The sequence below is a fragment of the Streptomyces lacrimifluminis genome (assembly GCF_014646095.1).
Classification (GTDB): Bacteria; Actinomycetota; Actinomycetes; order Streptomycetales; family Streptomycetaceae; genus Streptomyces; species Streptomyces lacrimifluminis.
Map to the genome: position 1 here is coordinate 1 of NZ_BMMU01000020.1, position 20867 is coordinate 20867.

The 20867-nt window shown below is 69.3% G+C and carries 21 protein-coding genes; 13 read left to right on the forward strand and 8 right to left on the reverse strand.

Annotation, left to right across the window (positions count from 1 at the left end; translation table 11 throughout):
- Window positions 1–356 (forward strand): phosphoglucose isomerase-related protein (locus IEY89_RS26260; protein ID WP_506004851.1); only part of this gene is annotated, 356 nt, incomplete at its 5' end.
- 208 nt (window positions 357–564) lie between these two features.
- Here IEY89_RS26260 and pgl read toward each other — a convergent pair.
- The 5 genes from pgl to tkt are packed head-to-tail and all read right to left on the reverse strand — an operon-like array spanning window position 565 to window position 7171.
- Window positions 565–1350 (reverse strand): 6-phosphogluconolactonase, encoded by a 786-nt coding sequence (pgl, locus tag IEY89_RS26265; RefSeq protein WP_189149968.1) that lies wholly within the window; start codon window positions 1348–1350, stop codon window positions 565–567.
- A complete protein-coding gene (gene opcA / locus IEY89_RS26270; RefSeq protein ID WP_189149969.1) occupies window positions 1347–2405 on the reverse strand; it encodes a glucose-6-phosphate dehydrogenase assembly protein OpcA in 1059 nt (352 codons plus the stop codon). Before opcA ends, pgl begins: the two co-directional genes overlap by 4 nt.
- On the reverse strand, window positions 2402–3925 hold the full coding sequence (gene zwf / locus IEY89_RS26275) for a glucose-6-phosphate dehydrogenase (protein WP_189149970.1): 1524 nt from the start codon (window positions 3923–3925) through the stop codon (window positions 2402–2404). Before zwf ends, opcA begins: the two co-directional genes overlap by 4 nt.
- 4 nt (window positions 3926–3929) lie before the next feature.
- A complete protein-coding gene (gene tal, locus IEY89_RS26280) occupies window positions 3930–5048 on the reverse strand; it encodes a transaldolase (RefSeq protein ID WP_189149971.1) in 1119 nt (372 codons plus the stop codon).
- 35 nt (window positions 5049–5083) lie between these two features.
- Window positions 5084–7171 (reverse strand): transketolase, encoded by a 2088-nt coding sequence (gene tkt / locus IEY89_RS26285; RefSeq protein ID WP_189149972.1) that lies wholly within the window; start codon window positions 7169–7171, stop codon window positions 5084–5086.
- Window positions 7172–7566: 395 nt separating this feature from the next.
- Here tkt and IEY89_RS26290 point away from each other — a divergent pair, with 395 nt between their 5' ends.
- The 4 genes from IEY89_RS26290 to IEY89_RS26305 all read left to right on the forward strand — a co-directional run bounded on the left by IEY89_RS26290 (window position 7567) and on the right by IEY89_RS26305 (window position 10913).
- A complete protein-coding gene (locus IEY89_RS26290; RefSeq protein ID WP_189149973.1) occupies window positions 7567–8484 on the forward strand; it encodes a heme o synthase in 918 nt (305 codons plus the stop codon).
- Between the two features lie 98 nt (window positions 8485–8582).
- Window positions 8583–8897 (forward strand): hypothetical protein, encoded by a 315-nt coding sequence (locus IEY89_RS26295; protein ID WP_189149974.1) that lies wholly within the window; start codon window positions 8583–8585, stop codon window positions 8895–8897.
- A 120-nt stretch (window positions 8898–9017) separates the two neighbouring features.
- Window positions 9018–10124, forward strand: coding sequence for an amidohydrolase family protein (locus IEY89_RS26300; RefSeq protein ID WP_189149975.1), 1107 nt, complete (start codon window positions 9018–9020; stop codon window positions 10122–10124).
- Between the two features lie 18 nt (window positions 10125–10142).
- Window positions 10143–10913: a nucleotidyltransferase domain-containing protein gene (locus IEY89_RS26305; RefSeq protein ID WP_189149976.1), complete on the forward strand. Its 771-nt coding sequence runs from the start codon at window positions 10143–10145 to the stop codon at window positions 10911–10913.
- A gap of 60 nt (window positions 10914–10973) precedes the next feature.
- Here the strand turns inward: IEY89_RS26305 and IEY89_RS26310 are convergent, their stop codons facing one another.
- The 3 genes from IEY89_RS26310 to IEY89_RS26320 form a co-directional block, all read right to left on the reverse strand.
- On the reverse strand, window positions 10974–11993 hold the full coding sequence (locus tag IEY89_RS26310) for a COX15/CtaA family protein (protein ID WP_189149977.1): 1020 nt from the start codon (window positions 11991–11993) through the stop codon (window positions 10974–10976).
- 61 nt (window positions 11994–12054) lie between these two features.
- Window positions 12055–12837, reverse strand: coding sequence for an ABC transporter permease (locus tag IEY89_RS26315; RefSeq protein WP_189149978.1), 783 nt, complete (start codon window positions 12835–12837; stop codon window positions 12055–12057).
- A gap of 88 nt (window positions 12838–12925) precedes the next feature.
- A complete protein-coding gene (locus IEY89_RS26320; RefSeq protein ID WP_189149979.1) occupies window positions 12926–13849 on the reverse strand; it encodes an ABC transporter ATP-binding protein in 924 nt (307 codons plus the stop codon).
- Between the two features lie 237 nt (window positions 13850–14086).
- Here IEY89_RS26320 and IEY89_RS26325 point away from each other — a divergent pair, with 237 nt between their 5' ends.
- The 8 genes from IEY89_RS26325 (at window position 14087) to IEY89_RS26360 (ending at window position 20836) form a co-directional block, all read left to right on the forward strand.
- On the forward strand, window positions 14087–14866 hold the full coding sequence (locus tag IEY89_RS26325) for a helix-turn-helix transcriptional regulator (RefSeq protein ID WP_189149980.1): 780 nt from the start codon (window positions 14087–14089) through the stop codon (window positions 14864–14866).
- Window positions 14863–16287: a Fe-S cluster assembly protein SufB gene (gene sufB / locus IEY89_RS26330; RefSeq protein ID WP_189149981.1), complete on the forward strand. Its 1425-nt coding sequence runs from the start codon at window positions 14863–14865 to the stop codon at window positions 16285–16287. Before IEY89_RS26325 ends, sufB begins: the two co-directional genes overlap by 4 nt.
- Window positions 16288–16345: 58 nt before the next feature.
- Window positions 16346–17581: a Fe-S cluster assembly protein SufD gene (sufD, locus tag IEY89_RS26335; protein ID WP_189149982.1), complete on the forward strand. Its 1236-nt coding sequence runs from the start codon at window positions 16346–16348 to the stop codon at window positions 17579–17581.
- A complete protein-coding gene (locus IEY89_RS26340) occupies window positions 17578–17907 on the forward strand; it encodes a non-heme iron oxygenase ferredoxin subunit (RefSeq protein ID WP_055524031.1) in 330 nt (109 codons plus the stop codon). Before sufD ends, IEY89_RS26340 begins: the two co-directional genes overlap by 4 nt.
- A 7-nt stretch (window positions 17908–17914) precedes the next feature.
- Entirely contained in the window at window positions 17915–18682 is a 768-nt protein-coding gene (sufC, locus tag IEY89_RS26345) for a Fe-S cluster assembly ATPase SufC (RefSeq protein ID WP_189149983.1), read from the forward strand.
- The gene (locus IEY89_RS26350) at window positions 18679–19935 is read left to right on the forward strand and encodes a cysteine desulfurase (RefSeq protein ID WP_189149984.1); all 1257 of its coding nucleotides are present in this window, start codon (window positions 18679–18681) and stop codon (window positions 19933–19935) included. Before sufC ends, IEY89_RS26350 begins: the two co-directional genes overlap by 4 nt.
- Before the next feature lie 104 nt (window positions 19936–20039).
- Entirely contained in the window at window positions 20040–20507 is a 468-nt protein-coding gene (gene sufU, locus IEY89_RS26355) for a Fe-S cluster assembly sulfur transfer protein SufU (protein WP_164413194.1), read from the forward strand.
- Window positions 20504–20836 carry a metal-sulfur cluster assembly factor gene (locus IEY89_RS26360; protein ID WP_164316258.1) on the forward strand — a complete coding sequence of 111 codons (333 nt, stop codon included), beginning with the start codon at window positions 20504–20506 and terminating at the stop codon, window positions 20834–20836. Before sufU ends, IEY89_RS26360 begins: the two co-directional genes overlap by 4 nt.
- Window positions 20837–20867 lie beyond the last annotated feature (31 nt).

Below are 20867 nucleotides of genomic sequence, written 5' to 3' on the forward strand. Positions count from 1 at the left end.
TCGCCCAGACGCAGGCGCTGGCCTTCGGCAGGACCCCGGACGAGGTGCGGGCGGAAGGGGTTCCGGAGGAACTGGTCGCCCACAAGACGTTCAAGGGCAACCACCCGACGACCACCGTCCTCGCGCGCGAGCTGACCCCGTCCGTACTCGGCCAGTTGATCGCGCTCTACGAGCACAAGGTGTTCGTCCAGGGCGCCGTCTGGAACATCGACTCGTTCGACCAGTGGGGCGTCGAGCTGGGCAAGGTGCTGGCGAAGCGGGTTGAGCCGGCGTTGACGGAGGGGGTTGAGGTGGCGGGGCTGGACGCGTCCACCACGGCGCTGGTTGCCGCGTATCGGGAGCTGCGGGGCAGGTAGGGGGTGTTTTCCGCCCCCGCCGCCCCTACCCGTCCCGTCCCTGGGGGCCTGCGGCCCCCAGACCCCCGCTTCGGCCCTGAACGGGCCTCGTCCTCAAACGCCGGACGGGCTGGTATGTCAGCCCGTCCGGCGTTTGAGGAGCGGAGGTTCGGGGGCGGCGGGGGCGAGGAAAACTCGTCCCCGCCGCCCCTGTCGGCATCGGTGTTGTTCAGGGAGATGCCGGTGGATACAGCGTTCTCGGGAGTTGGGAGGCTGCCGCCGCGTCCAGGAGCCACAGGGTGCGTTGTCTGCCGTAGGCGCCTGCCGCCGGGGCCTGGATCTCGCCCGCGCCCGACAGGGCTATGGCCGCCGCCCCCGCCTTGTCCTCGCCCGCCGCCAGCAGCCACACCTCGCGGGCCGCGCGGATCGCCGGGAGGGTGAGGGTGACCCGGGTCGGTGGGGGCTTCGGGGCGCCGTGGACGCCCACCACGGTGCGGTCGGTCTCCCGTACCGCCGGGAGTTCCGGGAACAGGGACGCCACATGCGTGTCCGGGCCCACGCCCAGCATCAGGACGTCGAAGGTGGGAACCGTACCGTGGTTCTCCGGGCCCGCCGCCTTGGCCAGTTCCGCCGCGTAGGCCGCCGCCGCCGCGTCCACGTCGGAGCCGTACGGGCCGTCCGACGCGGGCATGGCGTGGACGCGGCCGGGATCCAGTGGCACCGCGTCCAGCAGCGCCTCCCTCGCCTGGGTGACGTTGCGGTCCGGGTCGCCCTCGGGCAAAAAGCGTTCGTCGCCCCACCACAGGTCGAGCCGGGTCCAGTCGATCGCGTCCCGGGCGGGCGCGGAGGCCAGGGCGGCCAGCAGGCCGTTGCCGTTGCGCCCGCCGGTGAGCACCACCGACGCCGAGCCCCGCGAGGCCTGCGCGTCCACGATCTTCGTGATCAGACGGGCCGCCGCCGCCTCGGCCATCAGCTCCTTGTCACGGTGGACGACGAGCTGCGGTGCCGTACTCACTTCGTGGCCGCCTTCTTCACCGGCGGCATCAGGGCCGGTGTCGCCCTGTCCGAGGACTCCGCCGGGGTCTCCCTCTTCGCCGGCTCCAGCGCCAGTGCCGACACGGGCGCCGACGCGTCGCGTGCCGCCGAAGCGGTCAGCCGCTCGACCCCGTACCGCAGCGCCGACGCGTACGTGTCGTCCGGGTCCAGGCGCCGCAGCTCCTCCGCCATCAGCTCGGCCGTCTCACGGCGCTTGAGCGCCACCGCGCGGTCCGGCTGGCCCTGGATGGAGAGGGTCGCCAGGGAGCCGTCCGCGCGGTCGAGGGTGATGGGGCCCGTGCTCGTCCTCATACGGACCGCCGTCAGACCGGGGCCCGAGGACAGGGAGCGCTTCACCGGGACGTCCAGCCGGTCCGCCAGCCACATCGCCAGCAGCTCGCAGCTCGGGTTGAACTCCTCGCCCTCCACCTCGACCGCGTCCACCTCGCAGGTGACCTGGTCCAGGGCGGCGGCCAGCATCGAGCGCCACGGGGTGATCCGGGTCCACGAGAGGTCCGTGTCGCCCGGCGTGTACGCGTCCGCGCGCGCCGCCAGTTCCCGTACCGGCTGCTCGGCCGCGTACGTGTCCGTCACCCTGCGCTGCGCCAGAGCGCCCAGCGGGTCCTTCGCCGGGTCCAGCGGGGCGTTCACCGGCCACCAGACGACCACCGGGGCGTCCGGCAGCAGGAGGGGCAGCACCACCGAGTCGGCGTGGTCGACGACCTCGCCGTACAGCCGCAGGACGACCGTCTCGCCGGAGCCGGCATCCGCGCCGACCCTGACCTCGGCGTCCAGGCGGGACGTCGTACGGTCACGCGGGGAACGAGAGACACGCTTGACGACCAGCAGGGTGCGGGAGGGGTGCTCGCGCGAGGCGTCGTTCGCCGCCTTCAGGGCGTCGTACGCGTTCTCCTCGTCGGTGACGATGACGAGGGTGAGGACCATGCCGACGGCCGGGGTGCCTATGGCCCGACGGCCCTGCACCAGCGCCTTGTTGACCTTGCTGGCCGTGGTGTCCGTGAGGTCTATTTTCATGGGCGCCGCCAGCTCCGTCCGTCTCGTTCGAGCATTTCGTCCGCCTCGACGGGGCCCCACGTGCCCGAGGGGTACTGCGCGGGCTTGCCGTGCGTGTCCCAGTACTGCTCGATCGGGTCGAGGATCCGCCAGGACAGTTCGACCTCCTCGGTGCGCGGGAAGAGGTTGGAGTCGCCGAGGAGGACGTCCAGGATCAGGCGCTCGTACGCCTCCGGGCTCGACTCCGTGAACGACTCTCCGTACGCGAAGTCCATGGACACGTCCCGGATCTCCATGGAGGTGCCGGGCACCTTGGAGCCGAAGCGGACCGTGATGCCCTCGTCGGGCTGGACACGGATGACGATCGCGTTCTGGCCCAGTTCCTCCGTCGCCGTGTGGTCGAAGGGGGAGTGGGGCGCCCGCTGGAAGACCACCGCGATCTCGGTGACGCGACGGCCGAGTCGCTTGCCGGTCCGGAGGTAGAAGGGGACGCCTGCCCAGCGGCGGTTGTCGACCTCGACCTTGATCGCCGCGTAGGTGTCGGTCTTCGACTTGGGGTCGATGCCGTCTTCCTGGAGGTAGCCGATGGCCTTCTCGCCACCCTGCCAGCCCGCCGCGTACTGGCCGCGGACGGTGTCCTTGCCCAGGTCCTGCGGCAGCTTGACCGCGCCGAGCACCTTGGTCTTCTCGGCGGCCAGCGCGTCCGCGTCGAAGGAGGCGGGCTCCTCCATGGCCGTCAGGGCCAACAGCTGCAGGAGGTGGTTCTGGATGACGTCACGGGCCGCGCCGATGCCGTCGTAGTAGCCGGCCCGGCCGCCGATGCCGATGTCCTCGGCCATCGTGATCTGGATGTGGTCCACGAAGGACCGGTTCCAGATCGGCTCGAACATCTGGTTGGCGAAGCGGAGCGCCAGGATGTTCTGGACGGTCTCCTTGCCCAGGTAATGGTCGATCCGGAAGACCTGGTCCGGGGCGAAGACCTCCTCGACGGTCGTGTTGAGCTCCTCGGCCGACCTGAGGTCGTGGCCGAAGGGCTTCTCGATGACCGCGCGTCGCCAGGAACCGTTGTCCTGGTCGGCCAGACCGTGCTTCTTCAGCTGCTTGATGACCACCGGGAAGGCGGACGGCGGCACGGAGAGGTAGAAGGCGAAGTTGCCGCCCGTCCCCTGCGCCTTGTCCAGCTCCTGGATCGTCGCGCGCAGCCGCTCGAAGGACTCGTCGTCGTCGAAGGTGCCCTGGACGAAGCGCATCCCCTGGATGAGCTGCTGCCAGACCTCCTCACGGAACGGCGTACGGGCGTGCTCCTTGACGGCGTCGTGGACCTCCGCCGCGAAGTCCTCGTCCGCCCATTCGCGCCGGGCGAAACCGACGAGGGAGAAACCCGGCGGCAGCAACCCGCGATTGGCGAGGTCGTACACGGCAGGCATCAGCTTTTTGCGTGACAGGTCGCCAGTGACCCCGAAGATGACCAGGCCCGACGGCCCCGCGATACGCGGGAGCCGTCGGTCTGCGGGGTCACGCAGCGGGTTGCTGCTTGACAAGGTTTCAGCCCTCCGAGGGGGCGAGGCGCGTCAGTTCCGCCTCGGTCGACTTGAGCAGGTCGGTCCAGGACGCCTCGAACTTCTCGACGCCCTCCTCTTCCAGGAGCTGGACCACTTCGTCGTACGAGATCCCGAGCTTCTCGACGGCGTCGAGTTCGGCGCGGGCCTGCTCGTACGTACCGGCGATGGTGTTGCCGGTGATCTGTCCGTGGTCCTCGGTGGCGAACAGGGTCGCCTCCGGCATGGTGTTCACGGTGTTCGGCGCGACCAGGTCGTCGACGTACAGGGTGTCCTTGTACGCGGGGTCCTTGACGCCGGTCGAGGCCCACAGGGGGCGCTGCTTGTTGGCCTGCGCCTTGTCGAGGGCCGCCCAGCGCTCCGAGCCGAAGACCTCCTCGTACGCCTGGTAGGCGAGCCGCGCGTTGGCCAGACCGGCCTTGCCGCGGGCGGCCTTGGCCTCGTCGGTGCCCAGCGCGTCGAGCCGCTTGTCGATCTCGGTGTCCACGCGGGACACGAAGAAGGACGCCACAGAGTGGATCTTCGACAGGTCCAGGCCGCGCTCCTTGGCCTTCTCAAGGCCCGAGAGGTAGGCGTCCATGACCTTGCGGTAGCGCTCCAGCGAGAAGATCAGCGTGACGTTGACGCTGATCCCGAGGCCGATGACCTCGGTGATCGCCGGGAGACCCGCCTCGGTGGCCGGGATCTTGATCAGGGTGTTCGGACGGTCCACCAGCCAGGCCAGCTGCTTGGCCTCGGCGACGGTCGACAGGGTGTTGTGGGCGAGACGGGGGTCGACCTCGATCGACACCCGGCCGTCCTGGCCCTGCGTCGCGTCGAAGACCGGACGCAGGATGTCGGCGGCGTCACGGACGTCCGCCGTCGTGATCATGCGGATGGCCTCTTCGACGGTGACCCTGCGGGCGGCGAGCTCGGTGACCTGCGGCTCGTAGCCGTCACCGCTGCTGATCGCCTTCTGGAAGATCGAAGGGTTGGTCGTGACGCCCACGACGTGCTGCTGGTCGATCAGTTCGGCGAGGTTGCCGGACGTGATCCGCTGGCGCGACAGGTCGTCCAGCCAGATCGCGACGCCTTCCTCGGAGAGGCGCTTGAGTGCGTCTGTCATGGAAAATGCATCTCCTACGTGTCGGTATGTCAGCGTCAGCGCTGGGCTGCGGCGATCGATTCCTTGGCTACTGCGGCGACGTTCTCGGCAGTGAAGCCGAACTCCTCGAAGAGGACCTTGCCGTCGGCCGACGCACCGAAGTGCTCCAGGGAAACGATGCGACCCGCGTCCCCGACGTACTTGTGCCAGGTGAGACCGATTCCGGCCTCGACCGCGACACGCGCCTTGACGGACGGGAGCAGAACGCTCTCCCGGTACCCCTGGTCCTGCTCCTCGAACCACTCCACGGAGGGCATCGACACGACCCGCGTCGGCACACCCTCCGCCTGGAGCCGCTCCCGCGCGCCGACGGCCACGTGGACCTCGGAACCGGTCGCGATGAGGATGACCTCGGCCGCACCGCCCTCGGCCTCGAAGAGCACGTAGCCGCCCTTGGCCGCGTCCTCGTTGGCCTCGTACGTCGGCACGCCCTGGCGGGTCAGCGCGAGGCCGTGCGGGGCGCCCTTGCCGAAGACCTTCGTCCAGCGCCGGAGGATCTCGCGCCAGGCGATGGCCGTCTCGTTGGCGTCGGCCGGGCGCACGACGTTCAGGCCCGGGATCGCGCGCAGCGTGGCCAGGTGTTCGACCGGCTGGTGGGTGGGGCCGTCCTCGCCGAGGCCGATGGAGTCGTGCGTCCACACGTAGGTCACCGGTACGTGCATCAGCGCGGACAGGCGTACCGCGTTGCGCATGTAGTCGGAGAAGACGAGGAAGGTGCCGCCGTAGATACGGGTGTTGCCGTGCAGTGCGATGCCGTTCATCTCGGCGGCCATCGAGTGCTCGCGGATGCCGAAGTGGATCGTGCGGCCGTACGGGTCCGCCTCGGGCAGCGGGTTGTCCGCCGGGAGGAAGGAGGAGGTCTTGTCGATGGTCGTGTTGTTCGAGCCGGCCAGGTCGGCCGAGCCGCCCCACAGCTCCGGGATGACCGCACCCAGCGCCTGCAGGACCTTGCCGGACGCGGCACGCGTGGCGACACCCTTGCCCGCCTCGAAGACCGGGAGCTTCTCCTCCCAGCCCTTGGGCAGCTCACCCGCGGCGATACGGTCGAACTCGGCGGCGCGCTCGGCGTTGTTGTTGCGCCACTCCTGGAACGACTTCTCCCACTCCGCCTTGGCCTGACGGCCGCGCTCCAGCGCCCCGCGGGTGTGGTTGAGGACCGCGTCCGAGACCTCGAACGACTGCTCCGGGTCGAAGCCGAGGACGCGCTTGGTGGCCGCCACCTCGTCGTCGCCGAGCGCCGAGCCGTGTGCGGCCTCGGTGTTCTGGGCGTTCGGGGCGGGCCACGCGATGATCGAGCGCATCGCGATGAACGACGGCTTGTCCGTGACCGCCTTGGCGGCCTGGACGGCGTCGTAGATGGCCTGCGGGTCGAGGTCGCCGTCCGGCTTCGGGGCGATCCGCTGCACATGCCAGCCGTACGCCTCGTACCGCTTGACGACGTCCTCGGAGACGGCCGTCTCGGTGTCGCCCTCGATCGAGATGTGGTTGTCGTCCCACAGCAGGACCAGGTTGCCGAGCTTCTGGTGGCCGGCCAGCGAGGACGCCTCCGCGGAGATGCCCTCCTGGAGGCAGCCGTCACCGGCGATCGCGAAGACGAAGTGGTCGAACGGGGACTCCCCTTCGGGGGCCTCCGGGTCGAACAGACCACGCTCGTAACGGGCGGCCATGGCCATGCCCACGGCGTTGGCGACACCCTGGCCGAGCGGACCGGTCGTCGTCTCGACGCCCGTCGTGTGCCCGTACTCGGGGTGACCGGGGGTCTTGGAACCCCACGTCCGGAACGCCTTCAGGTCATCCAGCTCCAGACCGAAACCGGCCAGGTACAGCTGGGTGTAGAGGGTCAGGGACGAGTGGCCGGCGGACAGGACGAAACGGTCGCGCCCGACCCAGTCGGCGTCCGCCGGGTCGTGCCGCATCACCTTCTGGAAGAGGGTGTACGCGGCGGGGGCCAGGCTCATCGCCGTACCGGGATGGCCGTTGCCGACCTTCTGTACGGCATCGGCGGCCAGGACGCGGGCGGTGTCGACGGCCCGCTGGTCCAACTCGGTCCACTCGAGGTCTGTGGTGGTCGGCTTGGTGCTCACCCTTGGTCAGGGCTCCTCTCCACATGTCTAATGCCGGCGTCCTTGCTGTCCACCGGCTGCCGGGGGCTGACACCCTCGGCCTTTGTCGAGCCTACCTCCGCAGGAACGTGCAGTATTTCGAGTCATTCCAGACTGCCGGGACCGCTTCGCATCCGCCTCCCGACCACTGACGGACTGCAATACGAAGAGGGCCGTCCGAGTACTCAATGGAGCCACGTCACACCCGTCACAAAGCACCCCCCAACACGACCCCACCCCCGCGAAGGGCGGGGTCTGGGCAACGTCTAGAGTGGCGTGGTAAGCGCGAGCCTTTACCGGGACTTCACAGCCGGTGGCTTGTTGGAATGTCTCTGTCAGGGGTGTGCGTGACGGCCGTTGAATCCCGTCCAGCGGGGATGACCGGGACGAGCCAGAGCCCGAGCCACCGGCCGTTCGGGGCCCGGGTCATGGCGTTCGTGGCTCTCACGAAGCCGCGGATCATCGAGCTGTTGCTCATCACCACCGTTCCGGTGATGTTCCTGGCGGAGCAGGGTGTACCGGACCTCGGACTGGTCCTTCTCACCTGCCTCGGCGGCTACCTCTCCGCAGGCGGCGCCAACGCGCTCAACATGTACATCGACCGTGACATCGACGCGCTCATGGACCGCACCTCGCAGCGCCCGCTGGTCACCGGCATGGTCAGCCCGCGCGAGTGCCTGGCCTTCGGCATCACCCTCGCCGTCGTCTCCACCCTCCTCTTCGGCCTCACGGTCAACTGGCTGTCGGCCTGGCTGTCGCTGGGCGCGCTCCTCTTCTACGTGGTCGTCTACACGATGATCCTCAAGCGGCGTACGTCGCAGAACATCGTGTGGGGCGGCATCGCGGGCTGCATGCCGGTCCTCATCGGCTGGTCAGCCGTCACGGACTCGCTGTCCTGGGCGCCGCTCATCCTCTTCCTGGTCATCTTCTTCTGGACCCCGCCGCACTACTGGCCGCTGTCCATGAAGGTGAAGGACGACTACGCGCGCGTGGGCGTGCCGATGCTCCCGGTCATCGCCTCCAACAAGACGGTCGCCCGGCAGATCGTGGCGTACAGCTGGGCGATGGTCTTCGTCTCGCTGCTGCTCACTCCGTTGGGTTACACCGGCTGGTTCTATACGTCGGTGGCGCTGGCGGCGGGTGGGTGGTGGCTGTGGGAGGCACACGGGCTGCAGAACCGGGCGAGGTCGGAGGTGACGGGCGGTAAGCTCAAGGAGATGCGGCTGTTCCACTGGTCGATCACCTATGTGTCGCTGCTGTTCGTGGCGGTCGCGGTGGACCCCTTCCTGCGGTAGTTCGGCTGCGGGTGCGTTGTGGCTGGTCGCGCAGTTCCCCGCGGCCCTGAAGGGGCGCCCCTTGCTGGCCTGAACTACTCGTCGGTAGCATCCTCGGCATGGCAGATACGCAGGAGCGGACGGCGGCCAAGCTGGCCAAACAGATCGACGGCTTCGCCAAGCAGCACGGCGGGGCCGAGGGGCAGGTGGCGTACATCGGGGAGCGCGGGGCCCGGATCGTGCTCGTCGGCGAGGACGGCGGCTGGGGCGACCTCGTGGCCCCCACCTACGCGATCGCCCAGCAGGCCGTCCAGAAGGCCGGCATCACCGTCCACGAGGACTTCGACGGCGAGTTCGCGGCCAAGGTGACCACGGGACCGTACGAGTGGACACGCATGGCGGGGATCCAGGTGGGCGGGCCGAGCAACCGGTGACGTGGGGGCCGGTGGCCGATCGGCGCCGGTGATTGCCATGGGGTGTGCGACAGCAACACCTGATGGTCGGTTCACCCGTTAGGACCTTAGGAACACACGGTCCAGTCACGGGGAGCCCGGATGATCGACACGCCGTCCCTCGTGGACCAGTACTGCCACGGCGTACTGAGAACAGAGCTGGGCCTCGGCACCTTCGAGGCCCAGCTCGCGCGTACCGAGGGACCTCCCGCCGCCGGTACCACCCTCTTCGACACGCAGACCGGGTTCGCCGTACGCCGCTGGTGCCCCCCACTGCTCGGCCTGGAACCGCACGCTTCCCCCGCCCGCTATCTCGCCAGACGCCGTGAACTCGGCGTACTGGAATCGGGCCGGCGGCTGCTCCGGGGGAGCGGAATCACGACATATCTGGTGGACGCGGGGCTGCCCGGCGACCTCACCGGGCCCGGCGAGATGGCCGCCGCCGGGGCCGCCGACGCCCATGAGATCGTCCGGCTCGAACTCCTCGCCGAACAGGTCGCGGACACCTCCGGCACCGTCGAGTCCTTCCTCGCCAACCTCGCCGAGTCGGTGCACGGCGCGGCCAAGAGCGCCGTGGCCTTCACCTCCGTCGCGGGTGTACGGCACGGACTGGCGCTCGCGCCCGACCCGCCGGGGCCGGGGGAGGTACGGGGAGCGGCGGGCCGCTGGCTGGCCGGGCGCCGGGTCGGCGGCGCGCTCAGCGACCCGGTGCTGCTGCGCCACCTGCTGTGGATCGCGGTCGCCTCGGGCCTGCCGCTCCAGCTGCACGCCGGACTGGGCGAACCGGGCTTACGCATCGACCGTACCGACCCGGTCCTGCTCACGGACTTCGTCCGCGCGACGGCCGGGCTCGGGACGGACCTGGTGCTGCTGCACGGGTATCCGTACCACCGCCACGCGGCCCACCTCGCCGGAGTTTTCCCGCATGTGTACGCCGACCTGGGCGCCGCCCTGGTCCGCACCGGCGCCCGGGCCGCCGCCATCCTCGCCGAGTTCCTCGAACTCGCCCCCTTCGGCAAGATCATTTTCTCCAGCGGCGCCCACGGCCTGCCCGAACTCCATGTGGTGGGCGCCCGCCTCTTCCGCGAGGCCCTCGGCCAGGTGCTCGGCGGCTGGGTCGCCGAGGGTGCGTGGTCGCTGGCGGACGCGCAGCGGGTGGCGGGGCTGATCGCGGCGGGGAACGCGCGGCGGGTGTACGGGCTGGAGTGAGCTGTCCAGACTGGGGCCATGACGACACACGGGACTCGGACGACGGATGCCCTGACCGACGCCTTGCTGGACCGCTTCCTGGGCGAACTGCGCGCACTCGCCCCCGTCGCGGTCTGGGCCCACGGATCGCTCGGCGGCGGCGACTACCAGGAGGGGCGCAGCGACCTCGACCTGATCGCCGTCCTGGAGGAGCCGGTCGGGCCGGGCACCGCCTGGAACGTGGCCAAGGTGCACGCCCGTCTGCGTACCGACCCGCTCGCCCCGAAGCTGCACTGCACCTACCTGACCGACGCGACGACGGCCGATCCCGAGCGACGGCACCTCACCTGGGCGCACAGCCACCTGTTCCGGCGGACCGTCACCCCGGTGACCCGGCGGGAGCTGCACACCTTCGGGCGGGTGCTGTACGGGCAGACGCCCGGGGAACTGCTTCCGCCGGTGTCGGACCGGCAGCTGGCCGACTTCGTCGTACGCGACCAGCGCGACTTCCTGCGGCCCGCCGTGGACAAGGCCCGGCTCTGGACGCAGGACGTGTGGGTCGACTACGGGCTGGTCACCTTCGCCCGGGCGAAGGTGACCCTGAGGGACGGCAGCCTGATCTCGAAGCGGGAGGCGCTGGACCTGCTGCCGGGGCTGGGGGCGCCTGTGGAGGTCGTCGAGGACGTGGTGCGGCGGCGGTACGGGCAGGAGGGCGGGCCGGTGGATGCCGGGTGGCCCGGGCGGCGGGCCGAGCTGACGCGGGGCTACCTGGGCGGCGCGATCGACGACCTGGTGACCTCGTACACCTGACCTCGTACGTGTGAACGCGTACAACGTGACGCACGCGCACGCGTGCGTCACGTTTCCGGCTCACGCGCGCGTGCCCACCCTCGCCTCGGTCGCGGGGCCGGACACGTCGGCCGGGGCGGCGAAGGTCTCGGGGCGTTCGCGCAGGGCCAGCAGGACCCGCACGACGGCGATCCACACCAGCGCGGAGCCGAGCATGTGCAGGCCGACCAGGACCTCGGGGAGGTTCGTGAAGTACTGGACGTACCCGATGACGCCCTGGGCGAGGAGGATCAGGAACAGGTCCCGCGTACGGTCCAGCGAGCCCTTGGGGGCGTCGACCGCCCTCAGGACGAACCACAGGGCGAACGTCAGTGTCACCACGATCCAGGCGAGCACCGCGTGCAGCCTGCTGACGTTCTCCCAGTCGAGCGGCATGCGCTCGATCTCGCTGGAGTCGCCCGCGTGCGGGCCCGAACCGGTCACCACTGTGCCGACGGCGATCAGCAGCACCGAGGAGACCACCAGGAACCACACCAGCTGCTGCACGGCCTTGCCGACCAGCGGATGAGGCGCCCCGTCGCCCTCCCGCGTGCGCTGCCACATCACCGTGGCGACCGCGATCAGGGCGGAGGACAGCAGGAAGTGGGCCGCGACCGTGTACGGGTTGAGGCCGACCAGGACGACGATGCCGCCCAGAATCGCGTTGCCCATGACGACCCAGAACTGCGCCCAGCCGAGCCGGGTCAGGCTGCGGCGGTACGGCTTCTCGGAGCGGGCGGCGATGATCGCCCAGCCCACCGCCGCGCACAGCACGTACGTCAGCATCCGGTTGGTGAACTCGATGACGCCGTGGACGCCCATCGCGCTGGTGGTCGTCAGCGAGTCGTCGGTGCACTTGGGCCAGGTCGGGCAGCCGAGGCCCGACCCGGTCAGTCGTACGGCACCACCGGTGACCACGATGACCACCGACATGACGAGCGCGGCGAGCGCCGCACGCCGCAACGTACGGGGGGTCGGCGTCCAGCGGGCGGCGATGAAGGCGAGCGGGTTCCGCACGGCGGACAGGGCCTCGGCGGGGGTCATCTTTGGCACGCGTCCCATCGTAGGCGGCTGCTTGTGCACGCTTTCACGAGGGGTCCCCCGGCCTCTGCACACCCCCGGCTCACTCCCAGCGGAAGAACCGGCCGGCCGCCGCCAGCCCCACGACCGCCCACACCGCGAGGATCCCCAGGTCGCCCCACGGCATCCCGGCGCCGTGCTGCAGCACGTCCCGGAGTCCGTCCGACAGGGCGGAGATCGGGAGCAGGGCCAGTACGTCCTGGGCGCCGGACGGGAACTTGTCCAGGGGGACGATCACCCCGCCGCCCACCAGGAGCAGCAGGAAGACGAGGTTCGCGGCGGCCAGCGTGGCCTCCGCCTTCAGGGTGCCCGCCATCAGCAGGCCCAGGCCCGAGAAGGCTGCCGTGCCGAGGAGGAGCAGAAGGAGTACGGCGAAGGGATTGCCGTGCGGGGACCAGCCGAGCGCGAAGGCGATCACCGTCAGCAGGGCGACCTGGAGGACCTCGGTGACCAGCACGGACGCTGTCTTCGCCGTCATCAGGCCCCAGCGGGGCAAGGGGGAGGAGGCGAGCCGCTTCAGGACGCCGTAGCGGCGCTCGAAGCCCGTGGCGATGGCCTGGCCGGTGAAGGCTGTGGACATGACCGCGAGCGCGAGAACGCCCGGGGCGAGGAAGTCCACCGCCTTGCCGGAGCCCGTGTCGACGATGTCCACCGAGCCGAACAGCAACAGGAGGAGGGCCGGGATGATTACCGTGAGGAGCAGCTGTTCGCCGTTGCGCAGCAGCATCTTCGTCTCCAGGGCCGCCTGTGCCGCGATCATGCGGGGGAGCGGGGCGGCGCCGGGCTGCGGGGTGTACGCGCCCGTACCGGGTGTGGTCGTGGTCATGAGCGCAGCTCCTTGCCGGTCAGCTCCAGGCTGTGTCTTCCCGGGGGGCGACCCCCGGACCCCCGGCCGATCCCTGTGCGGGCCGGAATCATGAGCGCAGCTCCTTGCCGGTCAGCTCCAGGAAGACGTCCTCCAGGGTGTGCCGTTCCACCGAGATCCGGTCCGGCATCACCCCGTGCTGGGCGCACCAGGAGGTCACCGTCGCGAGGAGTTGCGGGTCGACCTTGCCGCCGACGCGGTAGGCGCCCGGGGTCAGCTCGGCGGCCGTGCAGTCCGCCGGGAGGGCTTTCAGCAGGGAGTGCACGTCCAGACCCGGCCGGCCCGTGAAGCGCAGGGTGTTCTCCGCGCCGCCACGGCACAGCTGTTCGGGACTGCCCTGGGCGATGACCTGGCCGGCGTCGATGATCGCGACGTCGTCGGCGAGCTGCTCGGCCTCGTCCATGTGATGGGTGGTGAGGATGACGGAGACACCGTCGGCGCGCAGGTCGCGGACGAGGTCCCAGGTGGCGCGGCGGGCCTGGGGATCGAGGCCGGCGGTCGGTTCGTCGAGGAAGACCAGCTCCGGGCGGCCGACGACGGCCATCGCGAGCGCCAGACGCTGCTGCTGGCCCCCGGAGAGACGGCGGTACGTGGTCCGGCCGCAGCTGCCGAGGCCGAGGCGTTCGACGAGGGCGTCCACGTCCAGTGGGTGCGCGTGCAGCTTGGCCACGTGGCGGAGCATCTCGTCGGCGCGGGCGCCCGAGTAGACGCCGCCGGACTGGAGCATCACGCCGACCCGGGGACGCAGGGCGGCGGCTTCCCGTACGGGGTCGAGGCCCAGGACGCGTACCGTCCCGGAGTCAGGTCTGCGATATCCCTCGCAGGTCTCGACGGTGGTCGTCTTGCCCGCGCCGTTGGGGCCGAGTACGGCGGTGATGCCTGCCAGGGCCACCAGGTCGAGGCCGTCCACCGCGGTCTTCGTGCCGTACCGCTTCACCAGGGCCTGGACCTGGACCACGGGCTCGCTTCGCATGGTTCCAGAGTCTAGGTACGGGAGGGCGGGCCCAGGTGCGCGGGGCCGGATCAGGACCCGGTGAGCGCCCGGTGCGGACCCGTCTCCGTCATGCTCGTGTGCTGCTCCGGGGCGGTCCCTGATCGATCGAAGATCGTTTTCGCAGGTCAGGTTAGGTGAGCCTAAGTGATGCAGGGCACCGTCGTGTGGGCCGGACGCGGCTTGCCGCGCTCTGAGGAATTACGCAACAATGGTGTTGTGAAATACGACGGCGAGGATCGGGAGGCCCCCACGGGCGCCCCCCAGGAGGAGATCGCGACCGGTGAGCGCTCGACGCGCAACCGGGTCGCGCGATCCATCCTGGACCACGGTCCGTCGACCGTCGCCGAGCTCGCCGGGCGCCTGGGCCTGACCCATGCGGCCGTACGGCGTCACCTCGACGCGCTCGTGGCCGACGATGTCGTGCAGCCGCGTGAGCAGCGGGTCTACGGGGCGCGTACCCGTGGCCGGCCCGCCAAGGCCTTCGCGCTCACCGACTGCGGACGCGACGCCTTCGACCAGTCGTACGACAAGCTCGCCATGGACGCGCTGAGCTGGATCGCGGCGCGCGAGGGCGGCGACGAGGCGGTGCTCGCCTTCGCGCGCGCCCGCTTCGCCGAGCAGGCCGCGAACTACCGCGAGACCGTCGAGGCCGCGGGCCCCGAAAAGCGCGCCGAAGCCCTGGCCAAGGCCCTGAGCGCGGACGGGTACGCTGCTACGGCGCGCAGCGCACCGGTCGGAGAGCAGCTCTGCCAGCACCACTGCCCGGTGGTCCACGTCGCGGAAAAGTTCCCGCAGCTCTGCGAGGCGGAGACCGAGATCTTCTCCCAGCTGCTCGGAACGCATGTCCAGCGGCTCGCGACCATCGCCCACGGCGACGGTGTGTGCACGACGTTCATTCCCAAGGCCTCGCACGCCTCGGCATCGCCACCTGCTCCACAGTTGTCCACCACCACCCATAAAGCATCTGCACGTATCGCCGGGAGGAACCCAGCATGACGCTCCCCATCGAGGAGACTGCCCACCCCGAGCTCGAGGGTCTGGGCACGTACGAATACGGCTGGGCCGACTCCGACGTGGCCGGTGCCTCTGCCAGGCGCGGCATCAGCGAGGACGTCGTCCGCGACATCTCGGCGAAGAAGTCCGAGCCGGAGTGGATGACCAAGCTGCGCCTCAAGGGCCTGCGCCTCTTCGACAAGAAGCCCATGCCGAACTGGGGCTCGGACCTGTCGGGGATCGACTTCGACAACATCAAGTACTTCGTGCGGTCCACGGAGAAGCAGGCGGAGTCCTGGGAGGACCTGCCCGAGGACATCAAGAACACGTACGACAGGCTCGGCATCCCCGAGGCGGAGAAGCAGCGCCTCGTCGCCGGTGTCGCGGCCCAGTACGAGTCCGAGGTCGTCTACCACCAGATCCGTGAGGACCTGGAGGAGCAGGGCGTCATCTTCCTCGACACCGACACCGCGCTGAAGCAGCACCCGGAGCTCTTCAAGGAGTACTTCGGGACCGTCATCCCGGTCGGCGACAACAAGTTCGCGTCGCTGAACTCCGCGGTGTGGTCGGGCGGCTCCTTCATCTACGTGCCGAAGGGCGTGCAGGTCGAGATCCCGCTCCAGGCCTACTTCCGTATCAACACGGAGAACATGGGCCAGTTCGAGCGGACCCTGATCATCGTCGACGAGGGTGCCTACGTGCACTACGTCGAGGGCTGTACGGCGCCGATCTACAAGTCGGACTCCCTGCACAGCGCGGTCGTCGAGATCATCGTCAAGAAGAATGCCCGTTGCCGCTACACGACCATCCAGAACTGGTCGAACAACGTCTACAACCTGGTCACCAAGCGCGCCGTGGCGTACGAGGGCGCGACCATGGAGTGGATCGACGGCAACATCGGCTCCAAGGTGACGATGAAGTACCCGGCCGTCTACCTGATGGGCGAGCACGCCAAGGGCGAGACCCTCTCCATCGCCTTCGCGGGCGAGGGCCAGCACCAGGACGCCGGCTCCAAGATGGTCCACATGGCGCCGAACACCTCCTCCAACATCGTGTCGAAGTCCGTGGCGCGCGGTGGCGGTCGTACGTCCTACCGCGGTCTCGTCGAGATCGGCGAGGGCGCCCACGGCTCCAAGTCGAACGTGCTGTGCGACGCGCTGCTGGTGGACACCATCTCCCGCTCCGACACGTACCCGTACGTCGACGTCCGCGAGGACGACGTGTCCATGGGCCACGAGGCGACTGTCTCCAAGGTCTCCGACGACCAGCTCTTCTACCTGATGAGCCGCGGTATGTCCGAGTTCGAGGCGATGGCGATGATCGTGCGCGGCTTCGTCGAGCCGATCGCCAAGGAACTGCCCATGGAGTACGCCCTTGAGCTCAACCGGCTGATCGAGCTCCAGATGGAAGGCTCGGTCGGCTAAGCGCCGGTCGCCGTCCCCATCAAGCCACTTCCGCAGGAAAGAGAGCAGACCGACAGCCATGGCTGAGGCCCAGAACTCCCCCACCCTCGACTCCGCTCGGGCGGGGGGACCCCCATCGGTGGGCAGCACCACCGCCGGCTCGATCGCGGTGGCCGCTGCCGCCGAGTCGACCGTCGCGACGCGCATGAGCGCGCCGCCGTCCTTCGACGTGGCGGACTTCCCCGTCCCCCACGGCCGCGAGGAGGAGTGGCGGTTCACCCCGCTGGAGCGCCTGCGCGGGCTGCACGACGGCACCGCCGTCGCCACCGGCGCGGGTGTGAAGGTGGACGTCCAGGCACCCGAGGGCGTCACCGTCGAGGCCGTCGGCCGTGACGACGCGCGCCTCGGCCGCGCCGGCATCCCCGTGGACCGCGTCGCCGCCCAGGCGTACAGCTCCTTCGAGGCGGCCGGTGTGATCACCGTCCCCAGGGAGACGGTCCTCACCGAGCCGATCCGCGTCGCCGTGCACGGCGAGGGCGGTGTGGCCTACGGCCACCAGATCATCGAGCTGGGCGCCTTCGCCGAAGCCGTCGTGGTCATCGACCACACCGGTGACGCCGTGCTCGCCGCCAACGTGGAGTACGTCCTCGGCGACGGCGCCAAGCTCACCGTCGTCTCCGTCCAGGACTGGGACGACAGGGCCGTGCACGTCGCCCAGCACAACGCGCTGATCGGCCGTGACGCCACCTTCAAGTCCTTCGTGGTCACCTTCGGCGGCGATCTCGTACGCCTGCACCCGCGTATCGCCTACGCCGGCCCCGGTGGCGAGGCCGAGCTGTTCGGCCTGTACTTCACGGACGCCGGCCAGCACCAGGAGCACCGCCTCCTGGTCGACCACAACACCCCGCACTGCAAGTCGAACGTCGCCTACAAGGGCGCGCTCCAGGGCGAGGGCGCCCACGCGGTGTGGATCGGCGACGTGCTGATCGAGGCCAAGGCCGAGGGCACCGACACCTACGAGCTGAACCGCAACCTGGTTCTCACGGACGGCGCCCGCGTGGACTCCGTACCGAACCTCGAGATCGAGACCGGTGAGATCGTCGGCGCCGGGCACGCGAGTGCCACCGGGCGGTTCGACGACGAGCAGCTGTTCTACCTGATGGCCCGCGGTATCCCGGCCAACGAGGCCCGCCGGCTGGTCGTCCGCGGCTTCTTCGCCGAGCTGGTCCAGCAGATCGGTGTCGACGACATCGAGCAGCGCCTTCTCACGAAGATCGACGAGGAGCTGGAGACTGTGTCCGGATCGGGCCGATGACTGCCTCTCCGACGTTCGTACGCGCCTGCGGGCTGAGCGAGCTGGACGAGGACACCCCGAAGCGGGTGGAACTCGACGGCACGCCGGTCTCGGTCGTCCGTACCGAGGGTGAGGTGTTCGCGATCCACGACATCTGCTCGCACGCGAACGTCTCGCTCTCCGAGGGCGAGGTGGAGGACTGTCAGATCGAGTGCTGGCTGCACGGCTCCAGCTTCGACCTCCGCACCGGTAAGCCGTCCGGCCTTCCCGCGACGCGCCCCGTCCCCGTATACCCCGTAAAGATCGAAGGGGACGATGTGCTCGTCTCCCTCACCCAGGAGTCCTGAGGAACCCATGGCAACGCTTGAAATCCACGACCTGCACGTCACCGTCGAGGCCGACAACGCCACGAAGGAGATCCTCAAGGGCGTCGACCTCACCGTGAAGCAGGGCGAGACCCACGCCATCATGGGCCCCAACGGCTCCGGCAAGTCGACCCTCGCCTACTCGCTCGCGGGCCACCCGAAGTACACGATCACCGGCGGCACCGTCACCCTCGACGGCGAGGACGTCCTGGAGATGTCCGTCGACGAGCGCGCCCGTGCGGGCCTGTTCCTGGCGATGCAGTATCCGGTCGAGATCCCCGGCGTCTCCGTCTCCAACTTCCTTCGTACGTCCGCCACCGCCATCCGCGGTGAGGCGCCGAAGCTGCGCACCTGGGTGAAGGAGGTCAAGGAGGCCATGCAGCGCCTCAACATGGACCCCTCCTTCGCCGAGCGCAACGTCAACGAGGGCTTCTCCGGCGGTGAGAAGAAGCGCCACGAGATCCTCCAGCTGGAGCTTCTCAAGCCGAAGATCGCGATCCTCGACGAGACCGACTCCGGTCTGGACGTCGACGCCCTGCGCATCGTCTCCGAGGGCGTCAACCGCGTCCGCGAGAGCGGCGAGGTCGGCACCCTGCTGATCACGCACTACACGCGCATCCTGCGCTACATCAAGCCCGACCACGTCCACGTGTTCTCGGCCGGCCGGATCGTGGAGTCGGGCGGCCCCGAGCTCGCCGACAAGCTGGAGAACGAGGGCTACGAGGCTTACACCACGAAGGGTGGCGTATCCGAGTGACACAACTGCCGGGCCTCCTCGACACCGAGGCGATCCGTAAGGACTTCCCGATCCTCGACCGGGTGCTCCACGACGACAAGAAGCTTGTGTACCTGGACAACGCGGCGACCTCGCAGACGCCCCGCCAGGTGATCGACACCCTCTCCGAGTACTACGAGCAGCACAACGCCAACGTGCACCGTGGCATCCATGTGCTCGCCGAGGAGGCCACGGCGCTGTACGAGGGCGCGCGCGACAAGGTCGCCGCGTTCATCAACGCGCCCAGCCGCGACGAGGTGATCTTCACCAAGAACGCCTCCGAGTCGCTCAACCTCGTGGCCAACATGCTGGGCTGGGCCGACGAGCCCTACCGGGTCGACCACGAGACCGAGATCGTCATCACGGAGATGGAGCACCACTCCAACATCGTGCCGTGGCAGCTGCTCGCGCAGCGCACGGGTGCGAAGCTGAAGTGGTTCGGCCTGACCGACGACGGCCGCCTCGACCTCTCGAACATAGACGAGGTCATCACCGAGAAGACCAAGATCGTCTCCTTTGTGCTGGTGTCCAACATCCTGGGCACGGTCAACCCGGTCGAGAAGATCGTGCGCCGGGCGCAGGAGGTCGGGGCCCTGGTTCTGATCGACGCCTCGCAGGCCGCCCCGCACATGCCCATGGACGTCCAGGCCCTCCAGGCCGACTTCGTGGCCTTCACCGGCCACAAGATGTGCGGCCCGACGGGTATCGGGGTGCTGTGGGGACGCCAGGAGCTGCTGGAGGACCTCCCGCCGTTCCTGGGCGGCGGCGAGATGATCGAGACCGTGTCGATGCACTCGTCGACATATGCTCCCGCCCCGCACAAGTTCGAGGCGGGCACTCCGCCGATCGCGCAGGCGGTCGGCCTCGGCGCGGCGATCGACTACCTCTCCGCGATCGGCATGGACAAGATCCTCGCCCATGAGCACGCGCTCACCGAGTACGCGGTGAAGCGGCTCGGCGAGGTTCCCGACCTGCGGATCATCGGCCCGTCCACGGCCGAGGACCGGGGAGCGGCGATCTCCTTCACCCTCGGGGACATCCACCCGCACGACGTGGGCCAGGTCCTCGACGAGCAGGGCATCGCGGTCCGTGTCGGCCACCACTGCGCCCGGCCGGTCTGCCTGCGCTACGGAATTCCCGCGACCACGCGAGCGTCGTTCTATCTGTACTCCACGCCGGCCGAGATCGATGCCCTGATCGACGGTCTGGAGCACGTACGGAACTTCTTCGGCTGAGGAGCTGGCTGAGTCGTGCTGTGTTTTCCCGGGGGACGGCCCCCGGACCCCCGGCCGGAAGAGCACGTGGTGCGACCCTTGGTAGAGACGCGAGGTTGATGGGTGTGAAACTGGATTCGATGTACCAGGAAGTCATCCTGGACCACTACAAGCACCCCCACGGGCGGGGCTTGCGGGACGGCGATGCCGAAGTGCACCACGTCAACCCGACGTGCGGCGACGAGATCACCCTGCGCGTGAAGTACGACGGTACGACGATCAGTGATGTCTCGTACGAGGGCCAGGGCTGCTCGATCAGCCAGGCGTCGGCCTCCGTGCTGAACGAGCTCCTGGTCGGCAAGGAACTGTCCGAGGCGCAGAAGATCCAGGAGACCTTCCTGGAGCTGATGCAGTCCAAGGGCAAGCTCGAACCGGACGACGCGATGGAGGAGGTGCTGGAGGACGCTGTCGCGTTCGCCGGTGTCTCCAAGTATCCGGCCCGGGTGAAGTGCGCGCTGCTGAGCTGGATGGCGTGGAAGGACGCGACGGCCCAGGCCCTGGGCTCGGACGCCGCCGAAAGGAAGACGGCATGAGCGAGACCATTGAGATGAAGCCGGCCTCGGAGGACGAGGTCCGCGAGGCGCTGTACGACGTCGTCGACCCGGAACTGGGTATCGACGTCGTCAATCTCGGCCTGATCTACGGCATCCACGTCGACGACGCGAACATCGCGACGATCGACATGACCCTGACGTCGGCGGCCTGCCCGCTCACGGACGTCATCGAGGACCAGGCCAAGTCCGCGACGGACGGCATCGTCAACGAGCTGCGCATCAACTGGGTGTGGATGCCGCCGTGGGGCCCGGACAAGATCACGGACGACGGGCGGGACCAGCTCAGGGCTCTCGGGTTCAACGTCTGAGGTCCTGTCTCTCCGTACGCTGCGGTACACG

Coding starts and splice junctions, on each gene's coding strand:
- IEY89_RS26315 (WP_189149978.1), bottom strand. CDS start 12,837: ATGACCACGACCACACCCGGTACGGGCGCGTACACCCCGCAGCCCGGC.
- IEY89_RS26320 (WP_189149979.1), bottom strand. CDS start 13,849: ATGCGAAGCGAGCCCGTGGTCCAGGTCCAGGCCCTGGTGAAGCGGTAC.
- tal (WP_189149971.1), bottom strand. CDS start 5,048: ATGACAGACGCACTCAAGCGCCTCTCCGAGGAAGGCGTCGCGATCTGG.
- IEY89_RS26295 (WP_189149974.1), top strand. CDS start 8,583: ATGGCAGATACGCAGGAGCGGACGGCGGCCAAGCTGGCCAAACAGATC.
- IEY89_RS26340 (WP_055524031.1), top strand. CDS start 17,578: ATGACTGCCTCTCCGACGTTCGTACGCGCCTGCGGGCTGAGCGAGCTG.
- sufC (WP_189149983.1), top strand. CDS start 17,915: ATGGCAACGCTTGAAATCCACGACCTGCACGTCACCGTCGAGGCCGAC.
- IEY89_RS26360 (WP_164316258.1), top strand. CDS start 20,504: ATGAGCGAGACCATTGAGATGAAGCCGGCCTCGGAGGACGAGGTCCGC.
- IEY89_RS26290 (WP_189149973.1), top strand. CDS start 7,567: ATGACCGGGACGAGCCAGAGCCCGAGCCACCGGCCGTTCGGGGCCCGG.
- IEY89_RS26310 (WP_189149977.1), bottom strand. CDS start 11,993: ATGGGACGCGTGCCAAAGATGACCCCCGCCGAGGCCCTGTCCGCCGTG.
- IEY89_RS26300 (WP_189149975.1), top strand. CDS start 9,018: ATGATCGACACGCCGTCCCTCGTGGACCAGTACTGCCACGGCGTACTG.
- IEY89_RS26305 (WP_189149976.1), top strand. CDS start 10,143: ATGACGACACACGGGACTCGGACGACGGATGCCCTGACCGACGCCTTG.
- opcA (WP_189149969.1), bottom strand. CDS start 2,405: ATGAAAATAGACCTCACGGACACCACGGCCAGCAAGGTCAACAAGGCG.
- sufD (WP_189149982.1), top strand. CDS start 16,346: ATGGCTGAGGCCCAGAACTCCCCCACCCTCGACTCCGCTCGGGCGGGG.
- sufB (WP_189149981.1), top strand. CDS start 14,863: ATGACGCTCCCCATCGAGGAGACTGCCCACCCCGAGCTCGAGGGTCTG.